Here is a 25,737-nt window from a genome sequence, read left to right as displayed (position 1 = left end):
AGTTAGTCATTGGCTGATAAACCGGGCTCCAATATTACAGCCGAATCCCGCTCCACCTCGTCCAAGCTGATGTCGTCGTGTCGCCGATCGTATAGCTGGGTGGTTCGGGTCGACGCATGGTTGGCCATCGTGGCCGCATTCTCGAGCGTGCCGCCGTTTTTCAGATACGCCGTGATGCCGGTCGCGCGGAAAGTGTGATTACCGATCTTCGTGCCGATGCCGGCTGCGATCGCGCGACGCCGTACCATCGCGTAGGCGTTCGCCTGCGGCAGCGGCGTCTCGCTAAGCTGCCCGGTGCCGCGCCGGACCGTGCGGAACAGCGCTCCCTTCGGATCACCGCCGATGTCGGTGCCCTCGAGGTACGCATGCAGGTAGGCTTCGAGCGTGTGGTGACACGGCATCTCATGCCGCTTGCCGCCTTTCTCGCGCAGGCGCACCCACGACCGCCGGTGTTGCACATAGACGTCGTCAACGCGCATCGCGAGCGCCGCCCCGATCCGCGCGAACGAAAACACCATCAGCGCGATAAGCGCGCGGTCGCGCAGGCCTGCCGGCGTGCTCACGTCGATGCTGTCGAGCAGCTGCCGCGCCTCGGTCGCATCGAGCACTGGCGTCTTGCCCTTTTTCGCAGCGTGGCTTGGCCCGCGCACCGATGCGGCCGGGTTGTGCGGTACGACGTGACCTATGACGAGCCAGTCGAACAGGTGGCGGATCGCGGCCAGGTGCTGCTTGACGGTCGGTGCAGAGTGAGTCTGGGTCTGCAGCTCGATCCAGGCGGCCACGTGCAGCGGCTGCACCGCGGTGATCGACGGCACGCCCGCCTGGGCGCACCAGGTGAGAAACTCGCTCACAGCATGCGCATAGGCTCGGCGCGTGTTCCAGTTACGAACGTTGGAGGCGAAGAATTCGAGAAAGCGGATTCCGGCGCGCTCGCCCGCCTCAGCCACCAGCGCAGGGACCGTCGATCTTCCCGCCGGAACCGCTAGCCGGCTCATTTTGCTTGTGCGCTCGTAAGGCCGTCCTTTTTGCCCCTCTCGTACGCGGCTTGTAGATGGTCTCTGACGACATCAGCCATGCGCCGCTCAATCGCATCCCACGGCTCCCGGCCAATCAGTGGGGTTTCCTTATCGGTCACTGCGACAACGACGTCTGCCACCGCTTTGCCGCGAGCCGACGTATCGATGTCCGTAGCAATGTCATCGCCTCGGCCGGCGGCGTACGCACGGTCGACGGATGGCCCAAACGCCGCGTCCGCGATCTTTTCAAGCTCCCCGTCAGCGGCTTTGAACCCGCCAAAGCCAGATGCAAGTCGTTTCTGTGCATCCTCCATCGCGTTGCGAGCTTCTTTAGCTGCGCTACCAGCTTCCTGAACTGCGTCCCATTGAGCACCCATCTCGTACTCCGCTATATGTGATAAAGGGCCTTATCATACATATAAGAAATTGGTACTCCACGAACGTCAGTGATGCGTCAATTTTAAATTTACGGAAAATCTGAAGAGATTATTTTTTGATGCTCTGTTGCATCTTGTGTGATTCTCCTGCAGAATGGCTGCACATCAACAACAGGAGAAGAAAACCATGAGCGAACTGGCAGGCATGATCCAGCGGGCCCAGACCGCAAAAAAAGAAATGATTGCGAGCACGGTGCGCCTCGCCCCCGAGGAGCATTCATTCATCGAAGAACTGGCTGAACAGCTTGCTGTCACCCGGCAAGATCTGATGCAGCAACTGATCAAGGCAGGGATCAGTGAAGCCATAGGTCTGATGAAGCTAGACGCAGATGAGCCTGGCGCCGAGGGCGCGAGCCACTTTCACATCCTCAACACCAACAAGCGCCACCACATCGAGGATCACGATCGCATGCTCAAGGAAGGCGTCGCCGCCGCGTTCTATGCTCCGTGGAAGTTCAACATCGACCGTATCCAGAAGAACGACGTCGTGTTCCTTTACGAAAATGGCAAGGGCATCGTCGCGTTCGGCATGGGAACGGGAAAGACGCTCAAGACCGACCATCAGGGCAACGTTGATGAGTGCCATTACCAGCAGCTCTCAGACTTTGTGCGGCTGGAGTCACCGCTGCCGGCGGCAGAGATCCGGAAGATTCTCGGCCGCAACGTGGTTTTTCTGAGGACGATGTCGGGCGCACCCGACGGGCAGAAGATTCTGGACAGGATCAATGCGAAGTAGTTTGAGCCCGCTAGCTTATGTTTAGCAGGCGTGGCTAAGCTATGGCAGCAAAAGTAAAGGCCTCCATCTGGAGGCCTTTACTTTTGCTGCCATAGCAGTACTTCAGGGATCATTGACCGCGCCTCTTCATGAGGTGCAACTCGGTCGCCGTACCATCCAGAAGGTTCTCAGTGTCTTCCCTCAATACCATCGCGCTCCAGGGTGCCTGTCGGATGCGTCGCCGTTCCACATTAGTCGATCTGAGACTTCAATTTACGGAGCTCGAGAGATACGAGCGACTGAGAAACACCGAGCGTCGTGGCGATCTCGTTTTGTGTCATGCCCTTACCGCTGTCGTGGAGCGTACCGATCAGTTCGCGACGCTCCTGCTTCGTGACAGCGGACGGGTCGAACACCGAAAGTTGCTTGAGCCCTTTCCCTAATAGGGTCTGCGTCTTCACGAAGCCGTCCGTCTGACTGGCCGAGACGCGAACGACGCCCCCATGGCGCTTGTCGACCTCCACGCTGAATTTCGCCACGTCCGGATTTTCCTTCAGCCGGTTGACTATGCCCTCGAGGTCGAGAGCCGGCTTTCGAACAATATTGGTTGCCATGTGCCATCCCCGCCAAAATTGGTAAATTGCTATTAATGAATTAAATTATGATGCCGCGAGCGAGATCATACGGACCCGAATTTTCTTCGTCAAGCGCGCCGTGGCAAAGCCCATCAACGACGATTTGCTGAAACACTATCCCTGCGGCGCTCGCTTCTTCGTGGCCGTACTCGTAATTCTGTGCGTCGTGTGGCGATGGCGCTAAGCCTTAGGGCAGGAGAAGCAGCGTACGTAGTCCGGTCGTCGATATTCGAGTTCTGCGAAGGCCTAGATTCCTTCGAAGCTGCCGTCACGACCACCCACCGCCCGTTAGTCCTGCCGGCTTTGCGGCATGCTCGCCAACTGGTCTGGTGCGAGTGGCACAGAGGTACCCGCTTTGACATAAAGTTTGATCACCCTTGATTCGCCATCCGATTGTCAGCGGCAATCGCCTCCATTGTTGAGACGACGCTGGCGAGCGAATCTTTGTGATGGCGTTTCAAGTGCCCGTGTATGTTTTCGTTCCGCAGCAGCCGGGCAATGAACCCGTTGGTGACGACCAGAGATAGCATCGTGTCCCCGGCCGTGTCCTCAACGGTTTGACAGTCTTGCCGGAGATGCTCCATCTCGGCCTCCATGCGGGCGAGTTCCTCTGGCGAAACATCCACTTTCTTTTTAGGCTGCGCGTGCTCAGACAGGCCCTCCGACCGCGTCGTAGCCAAGATCATCTCCGCGTAAGTAACGGTGATCCGGTTCGCGGCGATCATCATTTCCGCAGCCTCGATCTGTCTAAACGGTCTCATCTTTCTCAATGTCGAGAACACTGTCGGCGACATTTGCCGGTCTTTCAGCAAAGCCGCCGCCTCCGGGGCGATGCCATCGAGCAAGTGGGCGCGCTCGCGAATGCGGCGCACATTCAATTCCAGCACTTCCGCAATTCGCTGCTCGGAGGCTCCTTTCGCAAGCGTCGCGCGGATCATTCGGTGCTCCTGCACGGCGGTTGTCCGGCTTACCTGCCGGTTGTACGTAAATCCCTCGTCGTCGGTCGACACCATGCACGGTGCCGTGTCCTTTCCGAGTTGCCTCAAGGCTTCAAGTCGCAGGCGTCCGTCCAGCAAGTCGTATTCGCCCTCCCGCCGATTTGAGGGGAAAACGGCGAGCGGCTCGATTATGCCCAACTTGCCGATTGAACTCAGAATGGTCCGGTATTTCGGCGTAGAGAGAGTCGTCGAGGCCAAGGGCGCGCCAGGCTTGATGAGCACAATCGGGACTTCGATGATTTGCGGCTCGAAGCCGTGTTTGACGTTCGTCATGGCAAAAGCTCCGGGGGAATGCGGCTCGCGACCGCCTCTGGAATGTCTCGAATATTTTCAGCCCGCAACAGGGTGCGGAAATGCTCGTCTGCCAGGAATTTTCTGAACGCGGAGGTTATGATCAGCAGCCGCTGTTCTTGGATCCTTGCGTTCTGGACCACCATTTTTCGACGGCGGACTTCCGTTTGATAGGTTCTCAGTAATTTTTGGGGAGTCGGCTTGTCTTTGGGCTGCGGTTTTTTTGAATGAAATGCTTTCCCGACAGCTTCACGCCTGCTGATGAGCTTTCGAACGCGCATAAGTTGCTCACCCCTCAAGGTGCCTTGTTCGTAGGCGGAGACCATCGCCACTTGCACCTCCTCGCTTGACGATCGGGCGATGTCGATCGCCAACCACATCGGAACGACTTTCTTTTCAACGGCCCGAAGCAGTCGCTGCTCTCCGTTGTCGAGGAGATGCAGGATTCCGTTGATGTAGCTCACATCCAGGTTGGTTTTGCGGGCGATCTGCTCCGTCGTGTATCCCTTCGATCTCAACACCTGAAGGCCACTCAACAACTCCTCCGTAGTGTGTCTCCGTCTCGCGATGTTTTCCGCCAGCGTGATAAGGAAGCGCTCAATCTGATCTGCTTCGACGACGCAACACGGAATCAGATCTTCGCCCAGCGCTTTCAGCGCTTCAAGACGCCCCTGGCCGCACAACACCTCGTGCCAGTCACCGGCCTCGTCGTGACCGCCATAGGCGACGGTGATTGGCCGTTTGAGGCCTATCGTGGCAATATTCTCCACCAGCTGTGCGAATAGCTGTGGATTGCGTGTTCGCGGATTCAGGACGCGCAATCGGGCTACGGCAATGAGGGTCACCTTGTCGCTTCGCGCAAGCGTCGCGGCGAGCTTGTCGATTCGGTCATTCATACGCGACTCCCTTCAATGGGACCCTGCGCGCCAGATGGGCAAGCATGGAGAGGTCCTCGAAACGATAGGCTTCGAATCCGTGGTCGTTGTAGTCGCCAAGCCGAACCACCTCCGATCGGACGTCGATAGAAGGCAGCAGGAAATAGTCGCGAATCGAGAGTGCGTCGAACTCCATTCGCACGGCGATCGTTATGTCCGGCCGCAACGCATTGTCGAAACGGACCACCCAACGGTTTGTCCCGGCCGCCGTCGGTCGGCATCGAGAAAGCGCGAGCGAGACGCGGAACTCCTCGTTCACCCATAGAAGACCGCTTGCTTCGTCACGCTCCACACGGGCGCCGGTTTCCACCATGGCCCGAACCGCCTGGCCGACCACCTCGGGATGCATTTCTCGCAACCGCCGATTGATCTGGACGTAGCGATAATCCCTGTCCGGCGTATAGCCGATCAGGTCGTATGTGCGCAACAGGCTCCCAAAACGGCTCGCGTATGCGCTGCTGGACGGGCAGGCCGGCGCCTCGTCGATGACAATCCCTGACAGGTAACCGTTGCGCAGAAGCAGCCTCCGAAGCGCGTCGAGCATTTGGTCGTTGCTCAGGCGATAAGAGCGCGCCAGAATCATTTGGCGCGCGGCCTCGAAAAAGATCCGGTCGACGACCGGCTCGAACGCATTGTCCGCGCGAATCCACGAAGCCGGCGGATTGCGGACGCGCTCCTGTTTAAGCTTGAATGACTCGCGGTTCCAGACGTTGTCGCCGACGTATTTGTCGTTGATCAGGATTTGGTGAACCGTTCCACGAGTCCACGCGACGCCTCGGTCGGTGAGGACGCCCTTCCCGTTCAACACGGCGGCAATTTCAGACTCGGAGCGTCCCTCCCCAACGAACCAGCGATAGATGTCTCGCACGATCGCTGTTTCTTCTGGCGGCCCGGGAACAAGAATGACGCGATCCGTTTGGATTGCCTTGTGTTGACCGCGCTTCAATTCGTGTTTCCTGCCATCCTGTTCGACACGCATCCGGCGCAGGCCATAACCGGCCGGTCCGCCTTGGCGAAACCCGTTGCGGATTTGCCGGCATTGTCCGGCGTGCACCTTCACGCTGAGCTCCCGGCTGTATTCCCCGGCCATTGTCCGCTTGACGCTTTTGATGATGCTGGACACCGGGCTGCCGTCGTTCTCGAACTGCTCCGCGCAGTAGAGCACCCGAACGCCGGCGTGCTTGCAGCGAATCTCGTAGCTGGCGCTTTCGTCGGGATCTTGAAATCGCCCCCAGCGGCTGACGTCGTAGACCAGAACAATCGAAAAATCAGCCACACCCGATTCGACGTCTCGCAGTAAAGCCTGGAGGGAATTGCGCCCTTCGAGCCGAAGTCCGCTCTTCCCCTCGTCCGCGTATGTGCGCACGACTTCGTAGTTTCGGGATTCCGCGAAAGCGACGATAACGTCCCGCTGATTTTCGGTGGAATATTGTTGGTGCTCCGTCGACATTCGCACGTATGCGGCGGCTCGCGGCCGCGCATCGGTTGATTGCGAATCGTTTTTCCTTGTCGGCCGGCCCATCCTACCCCCCATGGATCACCGATTGGCGAACCGCGCCCATAGCGCGCGACGCGCTTTCTTCGTGCTTCCAGCAAATATAGGTTTGGAGGGTCGAAAAATGTTGCCAGAAACAAGCAAGAATCTGCATGACGAACAACCGGGCAAAGCCGGCGCTGAATATCCGCTCGCCATCGCCATAGCACTCAAAAAAGACTTTGGGTCTTCGCGGCGTACGATAAAAAGTCTGGAAAGGTGGACTGGCGCGAGCGGACGAACGGTGCAAAATTGGCTTTCAGCGGTTCGCGGTCCTAGCGGTCCGCACCTGGTCGCGCTTGCCAAGCACTCGCCGTCGGTCCATTTCGCCTACCTGGTGTTGGCTGGGCGAGCGGACACGACGGGACGCGATATTGACACCGCAATGAAACTGATTCGAGAGGCCATGGCGTTGTTGTCTGGGAATAACTGAAAGTGCAGTCGCTCAGTGCCTCTTCCAAATCCAGCACGACGTCGTGACATGAAACCTGGGTCTGCAACTCAATGGTTGTCGCAACTCCGTTAGAACGGCGTTCCGTCGCTATCGCGCCTCGACGCCGTCCTCAAACTATCTCAAAGCATGCGAAGCTTTTGATGAAGATGCAGGGCAGGGCAGGATGCGTGATGTACGTACAAACTGAAGTTTGCCCATCCATAACGGGATGACTCAGGGCTGCGCCCCGAGACCCCTGCGCGCGCCTGCCCCACATAGGAAGGCGTACCGCGGACAAGAGCGAAACCGTTCCGGCCAGACGCCAGCCGGCTTTCTCCCACGGGCGCGGCTAACGTGTCTGGATTGCGTCTGGCCGACGGCGGCGTATCCGTTATCCAGAAACAGCTGCATGGCTAGCGATAAGCGAAGGCATTCGCGCGGGCGTCATGCAGCGCGTGATGTTCTCCGCCGTGCTCTGCTATGTACTCGGTGACGCGTTCAGCATCGATCCTTTGAGCCACGTTTTCATCCCTCCACCCGCGCGGCAGCGGACCGTCAAGCAGGTGGCTGACAAGTTCGAAATCGCCCTGAAAGTCGTAGCACAGCACGGGCTTGGGCTTTACCGGCACGGCCAGCAGCCACGCCCACAGTTCGTCGCGCAGTTGTTCGAGCGGCATCGAGCGGCCCGGAAACTGGCCGAGCTGGGGCAGCACGACCTCGCGCACAAAATCACTGCATAGGGGCGTTCAAAGTCCGGGATTCGCCGTAGAACTCGCGCCCGTCCTCGCCCACAATCGCCACGCTGATGAGCTGGAAGGCATTGAAATCCGTGAACTCGGTATCAAGGAAGTAGCGGGTTTTCCACGGACTACGTGGTCCCTGCCTCCTGACCAATGCCGCTGCGGTCGTCATTTTGTCCATGTGCGTTCCGTATGCAGGCGCCCTTCAGCTCGCCCAGATCTCCCAGTTGCTCGCATAGTAGCGGCGGTTACACGCTGCGCAGAGCCGTTTGACCTCGCCGGTCAGGTTCACCCTGACTGCCGGCATCGCCCCGCACTGCTCGCAGGGCATCACCACGTCCTCCGGTTTCCGGCCGGCGTCAAACAGCCCGTTCACGTGGTCATGGGTCAGTCTTGGCGGCAATGTCATGTAGAGCTCCTAAATTTTTGAATCGAACTCACCTTCCCTCTTCATGAGAGAAAGGCTAGAAAAGAGCCGGTTGCCGCTCCGATGCAACCGGCACAACATTCAGTTCGGCAAGCCGCCTGCGCGCCTGCGCGAGGTCATGCAGCAGTTGCCGCTGAAGCCAGGTTTCTGCACCGCCACCGAATGCCAGATCGAGCCGTAGCGCCATTTCCGGTGAAATGCCGGCCTTGCCAGTGATCAGGTTCGTCAGCGCCTGCCGGCTGACACCCAGCACGCGTGCACCATCTGTCACGCTCAGCTCGAAGCGCTCCAGACACTGGTGGCGAACCAGTTCGCCAGGATGGTAAAAATCGGAATCGGCCATCAGCACACGATAAGTCAGATCCGCAAACTTGACAAGTGACACGTTACACTTATCAGAAGACTTGCGGGCCATGTCAGGGAGCTGCTCGCGCAGCTCGATCGCGAACTGGCGACCCTTACATGAGCGGGTCGCTAGATCAGGCGTTCCATAGCCCGGATTATCTCCGCGCAGGCCTGGCGAAAAATTTCTTCCTCACATTCCAGATCCGGCCGGTCGCGCACGGCATTTCGCAACTCGCCCAGATTTTGAGCAATCGCGCTTAATTCACCAATAACGTAATGATCAAATCGCGACTCGATACTCTTTTTCAATGCACATTTACGCAGATAATCCGAAATAGTTGTGCAACACATATGCACGTTATGCAATATCTCTGCTTCTTCCTGAGGGGTCACCCTGAATTTTAAAAGTGATGTTTTTGGGTTGGTGACTTTTCTGAATCCCATAGCAGTTCCAGTCCCGGTTTTTCTTTGGTTACGGGTCTCGGGGCGAAGCCCTGAGAATCCCCAGGAGGTGCGGCGGAGACGGGCGCGAAGCGACCTAGCTGCTGCACCGGTGAGGCTGCAAACTTCAGTTTGTGGCCACACCTGGCATCCTGTCCGTGAGTTCATCAAAAATATCGATATGCTTTGATTGCGGTTTGAAGGAGATGGTTTGAAAGTGGCATGAAGGTGCTCGGCGGCGAAATGTCATCATAACGTCGAATCCGCAACGGGCAGTTACGGACGAATCGAATTCGAATCACAACACTACGCCGTTTCATAAAAGTGTCGCGCGATTGAGACGTTTCATACACCATTTACCGTTATTTTTAGGACAATCCCAAGAGTAAATGATATGTTTTCGGTCAACATTTCAAACTGCCGCCCCCTTGCAAAACCATCGATTCAAATGAACTGTCATTCGATGAATGCCCAGCAACGAAAAACCGAAGGCAAACCGGCAACGACGACGATCAGCGCCGACGAGAAACTGAAGATCACCAAACTGCGGGGACCCTCAGTAGCAGAGATTCAGACCGAAAAAAATGATGCGGAGCAGGCAGCCACCGAAGCCGCAGTTCGGGCCGTCATGCCGCAGCTTGAGGCAATGCGACGGAAGGGAATGGCCTTTATGAAGATCCAGCGGATCTTCACGCAAGGTGGCGTCAATATCAGCCTCACCGATCTGCGTGTTAACTTCGACCGGCTTAGGGTAGAAGCCAGTTCAACCGCGGAACCCGGCAGCTTGCCGCGGGAAACGCCATGACGGCCATGGCAAAGCCCGCAAAGAAAATTGGCCTCGTCGACAGGTACGCGATCGGCCTCGGCCTCGAAGTAGCCGCTGTTGCAGTTGATCCAGATGAATACAGTTACCGCGCGGTGTTCAGGGAGGTGATGCCGAAGCTGTATGTCATGCGGAAGCGGGGCATGTCTTTCCCGCAGATCCACCGGCTTCTTAATCAGACGGGTTTTCCAGTCGCACTGGCGACTGTGCGGACCTACTACAGCCAATGCCTTCCCGGCATGCTTGACGAATGCCAGAAGTACCTCAGGAAACTGGATCAGGTCATCGAAGGCGGGCAAAAGTCCACGGACGTTGACCGCACAGAAAAGCTTCGAGCCGCAAAGGGGGCGATGCGCTCAGCTGCGGCAACGGAAGCGGAGAAACGGGCCGCGGCAGCTATCAATACCTTTGCGGGGGCTAATGCGCCAGAAGCCTTGATCAGTCCGAGTTTCACGCCACCGGAAGCCAATGTAGTGGCGACGACGCTAATTCCGTCGCATAAATCACCGCTGGTGTCGGGCGCGCCCCAACCGCCTGCGGCGACTGGTGTGCCAGGGTCGGCACATTGCCTCACAAAGCCGTCAGAAACCCAGATTGAAATCAGCGGCGACTTACCCCCCGAGGTGCTTTCGGATGCTGTGCTCGAGCATCCTGCAATTTCCGGATTGCTGCTTACAAGAAGCCAGCGGCTGTTCGTTGGGCGGCTTGAGTACATCAACGTAGCCGGGACGCAATGCCTTGAGAAGGGGACGGAGATGATGAACCGCAAGGAATGGAAGGCTGCCGTCCCAACGTCCGTTGGTCGGACAAGCGGTGACTTCGTTGAACTCGATGCGACAATCATTGGACGACGCAGAAAGAGCTAACGGCGCGGCGAAAACGCGCCGTTGATAGTCCCGTCAAAGCCGGGCGTGGGGGTTCTCCAGAAACAGATTCCCCGGCTACCGATAGGAGGCATATCCTCTGCGCGTTCGCGGCCTGCGCTCAGCAAGACAGCCTTTCCCCAAAAATGCTGACCTATTCCCCAAAAGGTTTGACCTTTTTGGTCTCGACCGTCACGCATTTCTTGCATAGTTTCAAAGAGTTGCAGAATATTCGTGGAGGTCTACCAAATCTCTGACCATCAAGCCCCAAAAGTACTGACCTTTCTCTTGGGATCCCCTACCGTACGAAATCGTTCGATTGCGTACTCCGATCGGGATGTTGGGATCATCTTTTGCAACGCAGCAATCACGCTCTTGCCCTCCACGTCCACGGATCGTGCTGCCCCGCCTCGTGTTGTGTCTCGTGGTGGGGCTTTTTCTTTGCACCGATGGATGAATCAGATCCCACCCGCTCGACCAGAATCAAACTGCAACGTTGCACTCAGCAGAAACGGCGCTTGATTGGCCGTTTTGCTTTGTGCGCGAGAGTTACGTGCCCCGGCGACGCAAAAGCCTAGGACATAACCTGTCCGGGGGACGAAACTAGGTACGTTGTCAACGAGATGTTGTTTTGACGAAACCGTGGGCCTAACATCACGCCATATCCGGTCCCCATACGCTATACGGACGTGGCCCGCGTGCACATCGTGGAGGGCGTTCGAAGCCGACCGATTCATTTTCACCAGTGAAAATTCGAGGCATCGCCCGGCAGGATGACGAAAAGTCTGCGCGATCCAACCGCGCCACAGCTCGGTCCATGAACAATGTGCGGCGACTTAAGCTGACTTGCACGGACTCTAGGTTTGCCGGCCTGAGTCGACTCGATTTTTCACCCGTGAAAATCCGACGCATCGCCGAGCGGGTGTCGACAAAAAGGCTGGTAGGTCTAATCCAGCCACAACTCGACGCATGAACCAAGCCGACCGCCTCAAACCGACGAGTACGGGCAGCGAAAATTCCTTTCCCCGCCTCTGTTCCGTGTCACATTTCGTGCAAATCATCACTTCGTTTTGTAAGGGATTTTTCAAGATTTGTGGCGCAGCGCCGAGCGCTCTCGGTCACCATTCTTGAAAAATCCCGGCGGCTAACTCGACAGCTTCCGGTCCTGAGCTGGCTTCATTTTCACCCAGTGAAAATCGAAGCGCCACGACCTTCGATGCCGACCGATTCATTTTCACCAGTGAAAATCCGACGCATCGCCAAGCGGGACATCGCCTAAAAGGCGGGTCAGTCCAATCCAGCTGCAGCTCCGCCCATGAACGACGCCCGGGCCGCCTCAAGCTGCCTACCACGGGCTGCGAAAAGCCCAATGCTCGCTTCTCAGTCTTGGCTCAGATCTGATTTTCACCAGTGAAAATTCGGTGCTCAAGCGCAATCTGACGCTCGAGCTGCCAACTTTGACAACAAGCTTCCGCGGCCATCAACTGGCGCAAATTTCACAGTGAAAATTCGGACGTCACAATCGTCGACTGTAAAAACAAAAATCTTAATCGCAGATTTTTACGTGACATTCCAAATAGGACAGTCGACCCGTCACTCAGGCTTGCATATCTTTAAAAGATAAATATAAAATCTGTTTCATCACTAAAAACGAAAGCGATGTCGAATGGACTACCGATCCTTCAAAGATACTGAAATCGCAAAAGTTCGCACGAGAACGATGCTTGTGATGCTAATGCAATTTCTCAGATGCGCTAATGTCAACCAATTCGGTGCATGGGTGAACGCACGGTCCGAGCGACTGGGCTGGCCGGATACACAGTACTCCAATAAGTGGTATCAACTCTTTGATGGAAAAATAAAAAGGCCTCCGGTTGGGGTAGTGCGTATGCTCGAACAGCTTTTTGGGCGCGCGGAAAAATACTACCATGACGGTCCTGCAAATCTTTGGCGGGCACTTTGGGGCGACGCGCGAGACTCAAATATTCTATGGAAACTTTGTCGCACCCGCATCGAACGCGACAGCAATTGGACAGACGATTTTTCATGGAGATATATCGAAGCCAAATCAACAAAGGAAAAAACGTTTCGCCAAACTCTTTTCGATTTCGAAGTGGATTTACTCTGTGCAATCGAATCGCCATCCGGCGTAGAGCTAACGTTAAGACATTTGACCGAGGCAGTCGCCCTATATCGGTTGCATCGGGCTTTAAACCACCTCGCCGTATCCGACGTCGACGGCGTCGGTGCGTACCGTTGTGTCGTTTGTTGCTTAGAGGACAACGAGATATCGTCCAAATTGAGGGATTACGGCGCGTATGACTTCGTGCGCAGCGAACTAGAGGCGCTCGAGTACGATCGCCTCACAACCGAGCAACTTTACTTAGCGTCCGTAGGCATAGAGAGGCACGAGGTGCTGGAGTATGCACGAAACCCACTTCAGTTTATTGACAATGAAGCCCGATGGAAGGCCTTGGGCCTCGACGAATTAATTTAGCTGTAACGGTCAGGACTCGATGTGACAGTCACAGTCAGACTAGGTCCAAGGCGTTTTCGAGGCAAGGGGCGGCAAACCGCTGCCCGTTTCTGCCACGAAGGAGCTTGCCAAGGCATGTTCAGTCGCTGTTGGCGCTCGGTACTTTCGTTTCATTGATTTCGAATCGTCGCTCACAACGGGTGAACCACTCCTGAGCTTCTCCGCTTCCGTAGAGAGGAATTGAGTCAATCAGGCGCAAACGATCAATCCAGAGTACAGGCAAAACCAGACTGGAGAATTCACCGGTGAGGTCGGCGAAGCGCTCTGCCTGCGCTCGTGATCGAAACGGCTTGGTGATTGGGGTGCCGCGCTGGTTCTGCACTTCCCATCCGTGGTTGCCAAGCGTGACGCGGCGGCTGTTCCTCCGTACGGGAATTAGCGTACTGTCAAAGACACACGATAGCGTCGCCGCCAACGCTCGTGCAGCGTCGGGAAGGAACTTGCGATAGAGAATCTCAGGCACAGCGAAAGCACCCCAGCGAGCGTCCTGCAGTTCAGCGCTGCTCCAAGCCAGCCCGTCAACACCAAGACGCTGCGCCCACCAAATCATCAGCTTCATTGACAATAGCGACCATTCCTTGCGAAACGGAGCATGAGGTGTAGGCATCCGGCGACATCCCTGCGCCGCAGAGCGTGCCTCGGCGTGCAGGTCGGAGTGCCAGTCACTTTGTATTTCGTCGAGGAAAGTAGCCGGCGACCATTTGTAGTGCAGCGCACACTGGTACGAACGTGGACGAGGACATTACGCGTGCGGTAGTGACGCGGCCGGTAGGTGTATGGCCAGTCGTCACATTGAAGCAAAATCTCCTGGTAGTCTTTCCCGCCCAGCAGCGAAAATCTTTCCCACTGCGACATTCGCTGGTCCTTGCCCCACGCGGCAAATTTGACGCTCATTTGAAGCTCTGCAAACGCCATTGCATCCTCGGCGCTGCAAAATCCAGGCACGGATTGCTGGATCATGCGCCCACGCTCATCCAGCACCGACCACCATTCCGAGGCTTCAGTCACGAGATCGCGATATCGCGTACACACAACAGCCCAACCGAGCGAGCGATGCCGGTATCGAATTAGATGCCGGGCACCATATCCGTACCCTCCGAGAAGTCGTCGACGCTGGAATTCCTTCTCCGGAATACGGACGCACTCTTCCTTCCAGCCAGATTTCGGAACAAATCCAAAGCGCGATTCGGACGCAAATTTCGGTACAACATGCGACAGGTCGATCATATTCAAGACCTGATCCAGCGCAGGCGATTGGACCTCCGTCATCTTCTGTAGACGCGCCAAAATTCCAGACGTTTCAAGTTCTTCTTTTTTGAGCCCCTTGCCGGTGAGCGCCGTGATGGTTGTCGTCCATTGCGCGACACTCGCCCGTCTTAGGCCCGTCGCCCGAATCATCCGGGGCAACTTGGCTTTTAGCGGAGGGACAGCCAGTTCGATGCAGTAGTGGTTATCCGGCACCCGAGGCCTTCGCGCTAGAACACCAAGTTGACGACCCACGACGTATTCGTAGCGCTCACGGAAATGATCGTATTCCGGGGCGTGCCGACTACGAAGGTCGGCTATCCACTGGGCGGTCGTCTTTCCGGTGTAGCGATATTGTCCAGATCCGGGATCTTTCCGGATTACGTCGATGAGCGCCGCGTAGTCCCAACAGGTAGCGGATTCGGGCAAACAGATCCGTTCCCTGCGTTGCCTTTCATCGAAGCGATTTGCAGACAAACCAAGTTGGTATTCGCCGGCTTTGGTGTCAAACACCTCCGGGCCCGCGTCGTTCGACATGTCTATATGCCCATAAGAACTGTCCTGCCTGCCCTGTACCTAGGCTATGGCGCGGTACCCAAGCACGCTGGGGATGTCCGATGGAAAGGTCAGCCGTTATCTCGGCTCGTGAGCGGTCCATCGTAAGTGAGCCGAAGTAAGAAGCACTGAGTTCAAGCTATGAGCCAATCGACGTACAACGACGGATTTGTTGTCGCTGATTGGTATGGTCGCGCGCCGGCGGGTCACGTTCCACGTTGGGTGGTCAATTGCCGAAACGAAGCCGTACCGGTAGACCATGTCCCCTTCTGTTCGATCCAATGGTGCTGACAAAAGGCAACCGGCGTATATACGGTAGCGCACCTTTCGGGCGCGTTTCGGTCTGTTCCCATTCCTCCATATACGTTTCAAGCCAGTTCCTTCATTTGCATGCTGCAATCCGTAACGAAGGGCGTCACCGACAGGCTGTTTTCCTCATAGTCACCGGGATACCGTGGCGGAAAGCACAGTTTGTCGGGGCGGAGGCGTGTAACTTCCGCCCATGCTAAGAATTGGCTCCATGAGCCGAACTCATGTGAAGGGCAGCCCCCATGCAAATCCATTCGAAAACTAGCAAGCTGATCGACAACGCGGTGACTTGTTTCCAATGGGGCTATTTCGAAGGCTGCTTGCGCTATTGCGAGACCCTGGAAGGCGCGTATCGCGAGAGTCCGACTCGGGTTCGGCATATCGCATGGCTGTCGCGCGTCTATCTCGGTGGGCTGCATCGCAAAAGGGCCATTGCCGCGACGCGCGACGCGATTCCGATCGCGCTCTTTTCCAACAAGGAATATCTGGCAGAGCGTCTCGTGCTTGAAATAAGTGCCGGCAGAACCCAAGAGGTTGCTGAAGGGATCAACCTACTCTTGACTTCAGCGAGCACCAAAGCCGGTTTGCGGATGTGGCACCCTACCGCGGCTCTAGAGTTGGCAGAGTTCGCCTTGAGCCAACTTAAAGATGAAGTGACTTCGCTGAAACTCGTGAATATTGCATTGGGCTATCCCAACGTGTATGTCGTGTTGAGCGACGTCGACCGGCTCGCACGCCTGCTCGCCGGGCTTAACGCACCGCCTACCCTTTGGGTGGACTGGGCCAACATCTTGCTGCGTCACATTAGGCTAAGCACGCACCGCGCCGGATTCTTGAAAAAGGCTCTCGGAGCGAAGATCGCCATTCACTGGGCGCTTGGTGAGGATGCCGCCTCAGAATCGGTGCTGAAGCGCACGCTCGCCATTGCTCCTTCTGAACTGCACGCGATCCTGATGCGTCTGGCACCCGCGCTCGGACACCCCCAACTCTCGCAAATATTGCAGCACCGCTTCACGCCGTCCGGCATCGCTGCCCGTACAAATGCCGTCAGTTCCTTGTGGTTCGATCCGGTGGTACTCAAACTGCGGTACTTCTGGCACGACGCGCTCGAACCGGAGGAGCAGTTCCTGCTTCGCAATGGGGAATGGGCCATGTTCAACACCCCGACTGCTGATTTCTCGATGGCGCTGGCGCAATGGTGGCGGTTGATCGAATCTATTCTCAAGCGCTCTCTTGCCAAGGAGCTTTGCTCGCTTTTTCAGTCGCATCCGGACTGGATCGAATGGGACCGGCGGAACCTGACGGAGCGTGTCCGTAAGCGTGAAGCCGTGTTTGTCAATCGGCTTGCTGAATCCGAGGGATGGCGCACCCTGACGCTTGGTGAGCTTCTCAGGATCCTGCAAAAGTGCTTCCCACCTAGGGCATCGTCTGACCATAACGACGCGGGCGGCTCGCGTCTGCGAAAGGAAGCGGTTCGCTTCGTCCGGAATTATTGCAATCACTTTGGAGAACTCGTAAGCGAACAATTGGGGCACGTCGCGCATCTTACGGAGCAGAACGTAGACCTATTCCGCAACCGCCCCTCTCACAACTGCTCAGTCGATATCATTGACGCTGCCGTGGGGCGGATGATCGGGCGCAGCATTATTGACATCTCGTTCGGTCCATTGCTGGAAGCTCAAAGCTATGCTCCGATGCTTGACATCGGCGGTGGGGAGATGCGTCATGCGGTCAAGGCCCCCTTGGCATCTAGATCTGCGGTCGACTCGGCCCGTCGCCCACTATGAGCCAGCCGGGCAAGACGAACGAACAGCGAATAGCCGACTAATACGGGAAACTCGCGAGATTTGCTGAGTCTCATCCCGTTTTGCGTAGCGATGAAACATCGGTGGCCTTGTTATCCTGCATGATGTTCAGCACTTCCGTGCCATGCACCGCCGGAGGCGGCGCACGCCCGGAGGAACGAACGAAGCTAGTTGACTTGTTCAGCGACGACCGTACGGCTAACTCTTACAAGGTGACCCACAGCCGAGTCCATAAAATACCAACCGCCGTTGCCTTGAAAGGAGCCGTGACAGCGGCGACAAGATACTCGACGCCTCCGAACCACGGTACTCTCACTCGTTACCTGCGCCACGATATGCGCCCACACAGAACGCCTTCCTCACAACTACTCCTCGCCGCCCTCTGCGTACTCGTCGAGCACCGAGTCAAAAAAGTAAGTGAGGTGTTTCTGCGAGACCAGTTCGCGCAACCCATCGTACGAGACGTAGGTGTAGCTTTCCGCAAGAGGTCATTTTCACAGCAGCGAAAACACTGGCCGTCGTATTTCCTGCAAAACCTTCTCCCTTCGCTCGGCGAGCGCGTCGAGAGGAACGACGTGAGCCGTAATCGCCCCCCATGATCGGACGTGTGACGAGCTCAACGCCGCATCCGTCACCCGTACCGCGCGGCGCAACAGCCGTGCGCATGCTAGGGATGCAATTCGCCGCGGCATGATTAGATAAAGATTAAAACAAGATTAGGCGTTGCGAGTCGAATGCCGCAACGCCGCGCCGCTGTTGAGTTTGTGAGGCGTTTGCCTTGTGGACAGCGTAGGCGCTGGAACGGTAAGCGCTAGGTGCCGGAACGGCAGAGCGTAGGTGAAAGAACGGCATATCGTAGGTGCTGGAACGGCATCCTAGTAGGCGCAAGAACGGCATCAGAGGCACCGTTTCCTTTCTCCACCCGCCTTCTTGGCCAGGTGTCGGCGTTGCGAGCCGCTGGGCTTCTTATCGATGTGTACCAGATCGCCTCGAATGTCGTAGCTTAACGGCTGACGGTGGGCCTCGCTCGCCTCGGCCAAGGCGTCAAGGGCCTTGCGCAGAGTCTGTCTCCCGCTGCTCGAACTCTCGTCCTCGCTACCGGCAAGCTTCAGCAGTGTGTCCATGCGCATCGGGTAAGGCCTTGCATGACTGGCGTAGAAGCCGTGCAGCCATTGAGCAAGCGACTTTCCGACCAGCGCGCGACGGACATTCCAGTCGATTTGCGTGAATTGGTCCGCTGCGAACAAGGTGTGCAGCCTAGGGTTGACCACGATCACCCATTCCTTGGTTTTGCTGTCCTTGTAGGCCACATCTATAAGGCCGCCGATATATGGCTCCCCATCCTGCTCGATCTCTACTGCGTTGGCTCTTAAACGGGTGATGCGCGTGTGCAGCACCCTACGGTTCTTGCCGGTGTCAGTGTTGCCCATAAGCTTTAGCAGCGCGTAGGACGTCATACGGCACGTCACCCCTAGCGCTTGAATGCGCACGACGTGTAGAACGCTTTCCCACACATCGAGGTCGCCTTGGTCAAGGCGTTCGCCAGTGTAAAGAATTGTCAGGCCGTCGAGCGTCGTCACCCGCTCGCGCGACATATAGCGGCGCTCTCCCTTGGCGATAGCGCCGAACAGTGCTGACCGCAGGAAGCCGTTGGGTACACCCCGCACAGAGTCCGGCCAATGCGGCAACTGAACCACGTCTCGCGTAAGCGGGGCGCCGGGCAGCTTGTTGCATTCTTCACGGGCGACCCGCTCTCGGTGCTTCTTCTGCAATGCCGCGATGCGTGCGACCAGTGCATCAACTGAGTGGCGCTCCGACTCGCCGCCTGCGCCTGTTGTGGCTCGCCCAAGCACAGGTGCGCGCACAACGCTGCCTCTCGAATCGTCAAGCGACATGACTCAGCACTTGACGTCGCTATGCGCGCGCTTTGCTACCGATTCGGCTTTGGTTGGGCGGCCCCGCCGACGCTTTTCAGGTGACGCCAGTGCCGTCACGCTGACAGAGTCGGCGCCGGCGACGTGAAGGCCAATCCATCTCTCGACATCTTCAGCCCGCCAAAGAAGGCGCTTCGTGTTCGGAAGGCGGCAGATCGGCGGAAGGGACTGAGGGTTGCGCGTCGCATCGCTACGGATGCTGGCGACAGATTTCTGTAGATGCTCAGCGAGCTGATCGACGGTGAGTAACGCTTGCATGGACATTGGCCCTTATTTGCGCCATGTCACATTTGTGCACACAGCGGCTTTTGTTAGCTGATGTATGCAAGGTTGACTCTTCGTGCCGCTGCAATCTCGGTAGAGATACGAAGTGTTTTCTACCAATGAGCTGCGCGATCTCGAACTCCAGCGCGGCGCCACAAATTTGCCACACCTCGTGTGCAAAACCCTGCGCCGGAATGCAAAACAACGCACTACATCGCAAGACGTAGTGCGTTGTTTTTATTGAAACTTTTGGTGGAGAGGAGGAGGATCGAACTCCCGACCTTCGCATTGCGAACGCGACGCTCTCCCAGCTGAGCTACCCCCCCACATGTGCAAATTATTCTAGCACAAGGTTTTTCACCTAAACCAACCCCAACCCCCACCAAAAACCCTCATTTCGACGGCGCTCCAGCCAGCACCCAATCCACCACAACCCGGATATCCGCATCGCTCATCGATGGATGCGAAGGCATCGGAATCGCGCCCCACACGCCCGCGCCGCCGTCCTTCACTTTGCGTGCGAGCAGCGTCTGCGCCTGCGCGTTGCCCTTGTAGCGCGCCGCGATATCCTTGAACGCCGGACCGACCAGCTTGCGATCCACCGCGTGACATCCCATGCACGCATTCGCACGCGCGATCGACAGACCGCGCGGCGTATCGTCCGCATGCGCAACACCCGGCAACATCGTCATCACCACCGACGTCAACGCCATCGCAGCAGCGAAAGCCCCCGCCATCAATCCACGCCCAGCCATCACGGCGTCGCCTTCGGGTTACCCGGATGCACCGACGTCGAGTTCGACACCGGCGCCGGCGATTGCTGATCCAGCGGCCGCGCACTCACCGACGAATCCGGCACCGCGCCAACCGTTGCGTCCGCATCCGACGGCGCAGGCTGCGAAGCCGCCGGCGCACTCGCCGCATTGGCCGCGGCGGCATCCTGCGGTTGAATGTACTGGAACACCTTAACGACCCGGGTCACGCCCGGCACGCGACTCGCTACATCGGCGCCGCGCGCGCCCTCGTCCATCGTGACGAGACCCATCAGATACACCGAGCCGTTCTCGCTCACGACCTTGAAATAGTTCGCCGAGATGTTCTTCTCCGCGATCAACGCCGTCTTCACACGGGTTTCGAGATACGAGTCGTTAGTGCGCGACGAGAACGTGCTCGCCGGTCCGATCGTCAGTTCGTTGATGATCGCGTTGACGTTGTTGAGCCCACGCACAACCTGTTCGGCACGCGCCTTCGACACGTCGCCCGGCACTTCGCCCGTCAGCAACACACGACGGTTGAACACGGCCACGTTCACATGCGCGGCGTCGGGCAGGTTCTGGCTGATCTGCGATATCGCCTTCACCTGAATTTCGCGGTCTTCCGTCTGCGCGCCTAGCGTGCGACGATCGGTGGCGACGAGCGCGCCGCCGCCAGCCGCGCCGGCAACGGCAAGGAAGCAGCCTTGCAGCGTCGACGCTAGGCCCGCCGCAAACGCCACCACCAGGGTGGTTCTCACCAGTGTCTTCTTGACGCGAAATCCACTCATCAACTAGCTCTCCTTCAGTTTCAGTCTTCGCCCAGCAACATGGCATCGATGCCGTCGCACAGACAATGGATGGTCAGCAAATGTACTTCCTGGATGCGCGCCAATCGGTCGGATGGCACGCAGATCTGGATATCGGTGTCGCTCAGCACGTCCTGGGTGCGGCCGCCGCCGTTGCCGGTCAACGCGATCACCACCATCTCGCGCTCGTGCGCGGCGTCGATCGCGGCCAGTACGTTCGGCGATTCGCCCGACGCGGTGATCGCGAGCAACACGTCGCCCGGTTGACCGAGCGCGCGCACCTGCTTTGCGTAAATCTGCTCGAACGATTCGTCGTCGGCGATGGCGGTCATCACCGATGTGTCGGTCGACAACGCGACAGCGGGCAGACCCGGTCGCTCGCGCTCGAAACGGTGAATCAGTTGCGAGGCGAAACGCTGCGCATCGGCAGCCGAGCCGCCATTGCCGCACGCGAGAATGCGATTGCCGTTGGCAAGCGCGCCAAACATCGTGTCGATCGCGGCGGCGATCGGCATCGACAGAATTTCCAGGGCTTCGAGTTTGACCGCCGCACTATCGCGGAAGTGTTGTTGAATGCGTTCGACTGACATCAAGTCTCTTCTGATACCGCGCTTTACCGCGTAGTGGCCGTGGCTTGCGGCCAAGTTGTGAAGACAGTGCCGGCAGTGCAGATCGACTTCGCAATCCGCGCCGCGCGAGGCACGCGTTGCACTTTGCGTGGCGACTTGCGCCGTCGTTTCGGCGCCCGCACGCGAGCGCAAGTTTATCGCACTCAAGCGGGTTCGCCGCGCTTCAGCACTCGTCGAGACGAAATGCATCGCGCAGCCACACGAGCCGCCCGCCTTCGAACGCGACCACGTCGAAACGGCAGGCGGGCGTGGCGCCGTCACGCGACGCCAGAAAGTACTGCGCGGCGCACACGATTCGCCGCCGCTTGCGCCAGTCGACGCTCGCGGCTGCGCCGCCATATCGACGTTGCGCGCGCGCCCGCACTTCGACGAACACCAGCGAGTCGTCGCGCTCGCGCATCACGAGATCGATCTCGCCGCCACGACATGACACGTTGCGCGCGACGAGCCGCAGCCGCTGACGACGCAGGAAATCGAGCGCGTGCGCCTCGAATGCCGCCCCGACGTCTTTGGACCGGGGCGCGTCTGAAAAGTTGTTCGGCGCGCAGGCGCGCGCGGCACTCGCCGTCGCTCGCGACGCGGCCTCGTCCGGTTTACCGCGATGCACATCCATCGACGCGCCGCCGCCCTGCCCGCGCAAATCCGCGTGGCACAATGTCGGCCTCGTTCCGTCCTTCTGCGACTTCTGCCTCATGACTCCTCTCTCCGAACTCGCGCAAGGGCAGCAATACCCGACCGCCGCGCTTTACGTGGTGGCCACGCCGATCGGCAACGTCGCGGACATCACGTTGCGCGCGCTGCATGTGCTCGGCCTCGTCGATCGCATTGCCGCCGAAGACACCCGCAACACCGGACAACTGCTGTCGCGCTACGGCATCTCGAAGCCGCTGCTCGCCGTGCATCAGCACAACGAACGCGCCGCCGCGCTGCGAATCGTCGAGCATCTGCAAGCTGGCGAACGCGTGGCCTATGTGTCCGACGCGGGCACGCCCGGCATCTCGGACCCCGGCGCGATCCTCGTGGACGCCGTGCGCGAAGCCGGTTTTCCGGTGATTCCGCTGCCGGGCGCGAGCGCGCTCGCAACTGCGTTGAGCGCGGCGGGCAACTGGGTCGCGACGTTCTCGTTTCTCGGCTTTCTGCCGCCTAAATCGAAGCAGCGTGCGTCCACGCTCCAACCGCTCGCCACGCATCCGCACGCGATGGTGTTTTACGAAGCGCCGCACCGGATCGTCGAGACCGTGCAGGCACTCGCCGATGCGTTCGGCGGTGCGCGCCGGTTGCTGATCGCGCGTGAGTTGACCAAGTTACACGAGGCGGTGCATTGCGGCACCCTGGCCGAAGGGCCAACTTGGCTCGCCGCCGATCCGAACCGTCAGCGCGGTGAATTCGTGCTGGTGGTGGAAGGCGCGCCGCAGGAAACCGCCGGCGAGCACGATCACGACGCGCTGCTGGAAATCCTGCTGGAAGAATTGACGGTGAGCAGCGCGGCCAAAGTGGCGGCGTCCATCACCGGCGCATCGCGCAATGCGTTGTACACGCGGGCGCTTGCGCTTAAGAAAGAGTAAGAAAAAAATCGATGCAATAAAAAAGGGCCGCTTCGAGCGGCCCTTTTTTGCGCGTTGGATCACGTCACGACGACGTTCGACGATCCATGCGCGAGTCTGTCATCCACGCACCGGCGAGCGGCGCGTCGGATCACTTCACGTTGTTGTCGCTGTTCGCGGCGAGCATGTCCCGTTGGGCCTGCTTCGCTTCTTCCGCCGAAATGCGCTCGATCGTCACGCGCGCGGTACCGGAATGCTGCATGTCCAGCGCGCTGGCAGCCGCCATCGACAGATCGATCACGCGATTGCGCACATACGGCCCGCGATCGTTGATGCGAACCACCACCGAGCGCTGCGTCGACGGATTCGTCACGCGAACGTACGAACCGAGCGGCAACGTGCGATGCGCAGCGGTCATGGCGTTCATGTTGTAACGCTCGCCATTCGCGGTGCGGCGGCCGTGGAAGAAGCGGCCGTACCACGAAGCGCGGCCGGTTTGCTCGAATTCCTGCGTTGCGTCGCTTTCCGTCAGCGCCTTCGCGCTGTCCAGTTTGCTCTTCGGATCGGTGCTGGAAGCCGAGTCGAAGTGTTGCGGTGCGAGGGCTGTGCCCTGCGCGGCGGTGGTGCTCAACGGCTGGCCGCCGGCCTGATTCTGTGCACTCGGCGGCATTGCGCAACCGGCGAGGACAAAAACGGCAAAAAGACTCCCTACACTTGGGAAAACCCGAGTTTTCATAAGACGTGACATCAAATTGTCGAGCCGCTTCACGCGTCGAGCGCATGTTGCCTGCGACTCCGGCGGGTCGGGACGACCGCGTGCCGCGCAGGAATGCGCAGGCTGCAGAAGCCCGGATGCGGCAATGACGCTGCCGCTACCGCACGGTTAATTTTCACGTCTGGCGCAACCTGTCCCCGGCAGCCTGACCAGACCCCACATGCCGCCATCGAACGTGGCAAACACGTTCTTGCGCGCGAAACTTCAAAAAGGCGCGCAGGAACGGCGGCGTAGGCCCCATCCAGCGTCACGGCAGCTAGGCCGTTGCAGGCGCGTGGCACCTGGCTGGACAAGACGTGCGCACCGGACGTATCCGATGCTGGATTTGCGATGGCGCGGTGCTTTAAACACACCACCCATTCACTTGACGGCGCCTGCGTGCCCCCTTTTCTGGTGAGCTACACATCGCCTTGTGACAGCTCGGTCACCCGAGCAACTAGACGCTATTATACCCAAAAGTTAATTCAGTGTTGGCAAGCCATTGAAAGGAATCACGAATCTTAACGAAAGCCGTAAGAATGACCGTTTTGAGATGGTTCTGCGACAGCCCGGAGACGGTCGGACGATGGCGAGTTCAGGCCGGTACAATCAGTGTTTTTGCTGCCGCGCGCCCGACATGAAAGTCACTTTGATCCCCGTCACTCCGTTTCAGCAGAACTGCTCGCTGCTCGTTTGCGAGGCGACCGGTCACGCCGCCGTCGTCGATCCGGGCGGCGATCTCGACATCATTCAGGAAGAGATCGCACGTCAGAACGTGACGCTCGAAAAAGTTTTCCTGACGCACGGCCACATCGATCACTGCGCCGGCGCGAAAACGCTCGCCACCCAATACGGCGTGCCGATCGACGGCCCGCATCCCGACGAGCGTTTCTGGATTGATCAGTTGCCCGCGCAAAGCACGCGGTTCGGTTTTCCGGCAGCGGAAGCGTTCGAGCCCGACCGCTGGTTGCACGATGGCGACACCGTGCAGTTCGGCAACGAAACGCTCGAGGTCTATCACTGCCCCGGCCACACGCCCGGTCACGTGATCTTTTTTAGCCGTGCGCATCGGTTGGCGCTGGTCGGCGACGTGTTGTTCGCCGGGTCGATCGGCCGCACCGATTTTCCGCGCGGCAATCACGCCGACCTGATCCGCGCGATCCGCGAAAAACTGTGGCCGCTCGGCGACGACGTCACCTTCGTGCCGGGTCACGGCCCCACATCCACCTTCGGCGCCGAGCGTCGCAGCAATCCGTATGTCGCCGATGGAGCCAATGCATGAGCGCTGAAATCTATGTGAGCACCGACGTCGAAGCCGACGGCCCGATTCCCGGCCCGCACTCGATGCTCAGTTTTGCGTCCGCAGCCTACACAGAAGACAAAAAGCTGATCGCCACGTTCTCGGCCAATCTCGAAACGCTCGACGGCGCCGCGCCGCATCCGGTTCAGGCGGCGTGGTGGAAAACCCAGCCCGAAGCATGGGCCGCATGCCGCCTCGACCTGCAGAAGCCCGAGGCCGCGTTGATCGCCTATGTCGAATGGGTCGAAGCGTTGCCGGGCAAACCGGTGTTCGTCGCGATGCCGGCCGGCTTCGATTTCACCTTCATGTTCTGGTACATGATGCGATTCACCGGACGCTGCCCGTTTTCGTGGTCGGCGCTCGATATCAAGACGCTTGCGTTCGCGATGACCGGCCTGCCGTACCGCAAATGCATCAAGCCGCGTCTGCCGCAACGCTGGTTCGACGATCACCCGCACACCCACGTCGCGCTCGACGACGCAATCGAGCAAGGCGCGCTCTTTTGCAACATGCTCGCCGAACTGCGCGCTTCGCCGTCCATTTCGGGAACTTCGGTGACGGCTGCAGCGCCGCCGGGTGCGCAAGATAGGGACGGCACAGAACAAAAAGCCGCTGAGTAACCGGCAAATTAGATAATCCGTCTCGCCGCAGCCGGTTTGCATTGCGTT

General features: G+C 58.5%; 28 protein-coding genes and 1 tRNA gene. 9 read left to right on the top strand and 20 right to left on the bottom strand.

What is annotated here, in order from left to right; all coding sequences use genetic code 11:
* Positions 1-2 precede the first annotated feature (2 nt).
* A complete protein-coding gene (locus tag PW947_RS13700; protein ID WP_299632862.1) occupies positions 3-995 on the bottom strand; it encodes a tyrosine-type recombinase/integrase in 993 nt (330 codons plus the stop codon).
* The gene (locus PW947_RS13695; protein ID WP_299632861.1) at positions 992-1,393 is read right to left on the bottom strand and encodes a hypothetical protein; all 402 of its coding nucleotides are present in this window, start codon (positions 1,391-1,393) and stop codon (positions 992-994) included. Before PW947_RS13695 ends, PW947_RS13700 begins: the two co-directional genes overlap by 4 nt.
* A gap of 187 nt (positions 1,394-1,580) precedes the next feature.
* Here PW947_RS13695 and PW947_RS13690 point away from each other — a divergent pair, with 187 nt between their 5' ends.
* Complete coding sequence (locus PW947_RS13690; RefSeq protein ID WP_299632860.1) at positions 1,581-2,189, top strand: hypothetical protein; 609 nt, start codon at positions 1,581-1,583, stop codon at positions 2,187-2,189.
* Between the two features lie 230 nt (positions 2,190-2,419).
* Here the strand turns inward: PW947_RS13690 and PW947_RS13685 are convergent, their stop codons facing one another.
* The 4 genes from PW947_RS13685 to PW947_RS13670 all read right to left on the bottom strand — a co-directional run bounded on the left by PW947_RS13685 (position 2,420) and on the right by PW947_RS13670 (position 6,549).
* Positions 2,420-2,782, bottom strand: a complete 363-nt coding sequence (locus PW947_RS13685) for a helix-turn-helix domain-containing protein (protein ID WP_299632859.1) — start codon at positions 2,780-2,782, stop codon at positions 2,420-2,422.
* A 392-nt stretch (positions 2,783-3,174) separates the two neighbouring features.
* Positions 3,175-4,074: a plasmid partitioning protein RepB C-terminal domain-containing protein gene (locus PW947_RS13680; RefSeq protein ID WP_299632858.1), complete on the bottom strand. Its 900-nt coding sequence runs from the start codon at positions 4,072-4,074 to the stop codon at positions 3,175-3,177.
* Entirely contained in the window at positions 4,071-4,988 is a 918-nt protein-coding gene (locus PW947_RS13675) for a plasmid partitioning protein RepB C-terminal domain-containing protein (RefSeq protein ID WP_299632857.1), read from the bottom strand. Before PW947_RS13675 ends, PW947_RS13680 begins: the two co-directional genes overlap by 4 nt.
* The gene (locus tag PW947_RS13670; RefSeq protein ID WP_299632856.1) at positions 4,981-6,549 is read right to left on the bottom strand and encodes a recombinase family protein; all 1,569 of its coding nucleotides are present in this window, start codon (positions 6,547-6,549) and stop codon (positions 4,981-4,983) included. The genes PW947_RS13675 and PW947_RS13670 overlap by 8 nt, the downstream gene beginning before the upstream one ends.
* A 97-nt stretch (positions 6,550-6,646) precedes the next feature.
* On the opposite strand from PW947_RS13670, the gene PW947_RS13665 reads away from it, so the two are divergent.
* Positions 6,647-6,994, top strand: a complete 348-nt coding sequence (locus tag PW947_RS13665; RefSeq protein WP_299632855.1) for a hypothetical protein — start codon at positions 6,647-6,649, stop codon at positions 6,992-6,994.
* Positions 6,995-7,407: 413 nt separating this feature from the next.
* Here PW947_RS13665 and PW947_RS13660 read toward each other — a convergent pair whose 3' ends face one another.
* The 5 genes from PW947_RS13660 to PW947_RS13640 are packed head-to-tail and all read right to left on the bottom strand — an operon-like array spanning position 7,408 to position 9,091.
* Entirely contained in the window at positions 7,408-7,719 is a 312-nt protein-coding gene (locus tag PW947_RS13660; protein WP_299632854.1) for a hypothetical protein, read from the bottom strand.
* 4 nt (positions 7,720-7,723) lie between these two features.
* On the bottom strand, positions 7,724-7,915 hold the full coding sequence (locus tag PW947_RS13655; RefSeq protein WP_299632853.1) for a hypothetical protein: 192 nt from the start codon (positions 7,913-7,915) through the stop codon (positions 7,724-7,726).
* A gap of 24 nt (positions 7,916-7,939) precedes the next feature.
* Positions 7,940-8,143 carry a hypothetical protein gene (locus tag PW947_RS13650; RefSeq protein WP_299632852.1) on the bottom strand — a complete coding sequence of 68 codons (204 nt, stop codon included), beginning with the start codon at positions 8,141-8,143 and terminating at the stop codon, positions 7,940-7,942.
* A gap of 55 nt (positions 8,144-8,198) precedes the next feature.
* Complete coding sequence (locus PW947_RS13645; protein ID WP_299632851.1) at positions 8,199-8,576, bottom strand: HigA family addiction module antitoxin; 378 nt, start codon at positions 8,574-8,576, stop codon at positions 8,199-8,201.
* A 59-nt stretch (positions 8,577-8,635) separates the two neighbouring features.
* Positions 8,636-9,091, bottom strand: coding sequence for a hypothetical protein (locus PW947_RS13640; RefSeq protein ID WP_299632850.1), 456 nt, complete (start codon positions 9,089-9,091; stop codon positions 8,636-8,638).
* Between the two features lie 250 nt (positions 9,092-9,341).
* On the opposite strand from PW947_RS13640, the gene PW947_RS13635 reads away from it, so the two are divergent.
* The 3 genes from PW947_RS13635 to PW947_RS13625 all read left to right on the top strand — a co-directional run bounded on the left by PW947_RS13635 (position 9,342) and on the right by PW947_RS13625 (position 13,130).
* Positions 9,342-9,752: a hypothetical protein gene (locus tag PW947_RS13635; protein ID WP_299632849.1), complete on the top strand. Its 411-nt coding sequence runs from the start codon at positions 9,342-9,344 to the stop codon at positions 9,750-9,752.
* Entirely contained in the window at positions 9,749-10,636 is an 888-nt protein-coding gene (locus tag PW947_RS13630; RefSeq protein ID WP_299632848.1) for a hypothetical protein, read from the top strand. Before PW947_RS13635 ends, PW947_RS13630 begins: the two co-directional genes overlap by 4 nt.
* Before the next feature lie 1,663 nt (positions 10,637-12,299).
* Positions 12,300-13,130, top strand: a complete 831-nt coding sequence (locus PW947_RS13625) for a hypothetical protein (protein ID WP_299632847.1) — start codon at positions 12,300-12,302, stop codon at positions 13,128-13,130.
* A gap of 118 nt (positions 13,131-13,248) precedes the next feature.
* On the opposite strand, the gene PW947_RS13620 is transcribed toward PW947_RS13625, so the two are convergent.
* Both PW947_RS13620 and PW947_RS13615 read right to left on the bottom strand, forming a co-directional pair.
* Entirely contained in the window at positions 13,249-13,728 is a 480-nt protein-coding gene (locus PW947_RS13620) for a hypothetical protein (RefSeq protein ID WP_299632846.1), read from the bottom strand.
* The gene (locus PW947_RS13615) at positions 13,725-14,951 is read right to left on the bottom strand and encodes a hypothetical protein (RefSeq protein WP_299632845.1); all 1,227 of its coding nucleotides are present in this window, start codon (positions 14,949-14,951) and stop codon (positions 13,725-13,727) included. The genes PW947_RS13620 and PW947_RS13615 overlap by 4 nt, the downstream gene beginning before the upstream one ends.
* A gap of 569 nt (positions 14,952-15,520) precedes the next feature.
* Here PW947_RS13615 and PW947_RS13610 point away from each other — a divergent pair.
* Positions 15,521-17,065, top strand: a complete 1,545-nt coding sequence (locus tag PW947_RS13610; RefSeq protein ID WP_299632844.1) for a hypothetical protein — start codon at positions 15,521-15,523, stop codon at positions 17,063-17,065.
* Positions 17,066-17,979: 914 nt separating this feature from the next.
* On the opposite strand, the gene trfA is transcribed toward PW947_RS13610, so the two are convergent.
* The 6 genes from trfA to PW947_RS13580 all read right to left on the bottom strand — a co-directional run bounded on the left by trfA (position 17,980) and on the right by PW947_RS13580 (position 22,165).
* On the bottom strand, positions 17,980-18,978 hold the full coding sequence (gene trfA / locus PW947_RS13605; protein WP_299632843.1) for a plasmid replication initiator TrfA: 999 nt from the start codon (positions 18,976-18,978) through the stop codon (positions 17,980-17,982).
* Positions 18,979-19,531: 553 nt separating this feature from the next.
* Positions 19,532-19,607 (bottom strand) — tRNA-Ala (locus PW947_RS13600).
* Between the two features lie 66 nt (positions 19,608-19,673).
* Positions 19,674-20,018, bottom strand: a complete 345-nt coding sequence (locus tag PW947_RS13595; RefSeq protein ID WP_299632944.1) for a c-type cytochrome — start codon at positions 20,016-20,018, stop codon at positions 19,674-19,676.
* 17 nt (positions 20,019-20,035) lie between these two features.
* Positions 20,036-20,824, bottom strand: coding sequence for a BON domain-containing protein (locus tag PW947_RS13590; protein ID WP_299632842.1), 789 nt, complete (start codon positions 20,822-20,824; stop codon positions 20,036-20,038).
* Positions 20,825-20,844: 20 nt separating this feature from the next.
* Positions 20,845-21,432: a phosphoheptose isomerase gene (locus tag PW947_RS13585; RefSeq protein ID WP_299632841.1), complete on the bottom strand. Its 588-nt coding sequence runs from the start codon at positions 21,430-21,432 to the stop codon at positions 20,845-20,847.
* 202 nt (positions 21,433-21,634) lie between these two features.
* Entirely contained in the window at positions 21,635-22,165 is a 531-nt protein-coding gene (locus tag PW947_RS13580; RefSeq protein WP_299632840.1) for a YraN family protein, read from the bottom strand.
* On the opposite strand from PW947_RS13580, the gene rsmI reads away from it, so the two are divergent.
* Complete coding sequence (rsmI, locus tag PW947_RS13575; protein WP_299632839.1) at positions 22,164-23,036, top strand: 16S rRNA (cytidine(1402)-2'-O)-methyltransferase; 873 nt, start codon at positions 22,164-22,166, stop codon at positions 23,034-23,036. The genes PW947_RS13580 and rsmI overlap by 2 nt on opposite strands.
* 130 nt (positions 23,037-23,166) lie before the next feature.
* On the opposite strand, the gene PW947_RS13570 is transcribed toward rsmI, so the two are convergent.
* Positions 23,167-23,751: a septal ring lytic transglycosylase RlpA family protein gene (locus tag PW947_RS13570; protein WP_299632838.1), complete on the bottom strand. Its 585-nt coding sequence runs from the start codon at positions 23,749-23,751 to the stop codon at positions 23,167-23,169.
* 655 nt (positions 23,752-24,406) lie between these two features.
* Between PW947_RS13570 and PW947_RS13565 the strand changes: the two genes are divergently transcribed.
* Together PW947_RS13565 and PW947_RS13560 are read left to right on the top strand one after the other, a co-directional pair.
* Positions 24,407-25,051 (top strand): MBL fold metallo-hydrolase, encoded by a 645-nt coding sequence (locus PW947_RS13565; protein ID WP_299632837.1) that lies wholly within the window; start codon positions 24,407-24,409, stop codon positions 25,049-25,051.
* Positions 25,048-25,689: an exonuclease gene (locus PW947_RS13560; protein WP_299632836.1), complete on the top strand. Its 642-nt coding sequence runs from the start codon at positions 25,048-25,050 to the stop codon at positions 25,687-25,689. The genes PW947_RS13565 and PW947_RS13560 overlap by 4 nt, the downstream gene beginning before the upstream one ends.
* The last annotated feature ends 48 nt before the right edge of the window (positions 25,690-25,737 follow it).

Origin of the sequence: Paraburkholderia sp., from assembly GCF_028283785.1 — a bacterium.
Lineage (GTDB): Bacteria > Pseudomonadota > Gammaproteobacteria > Burkholderiales > Burkholderiaceae > Paraburkholderia.
Note: the sequence above shows the minus strand (reverse complement) of the source record. Positions and strands in the feature narration are given on the sequence as shown.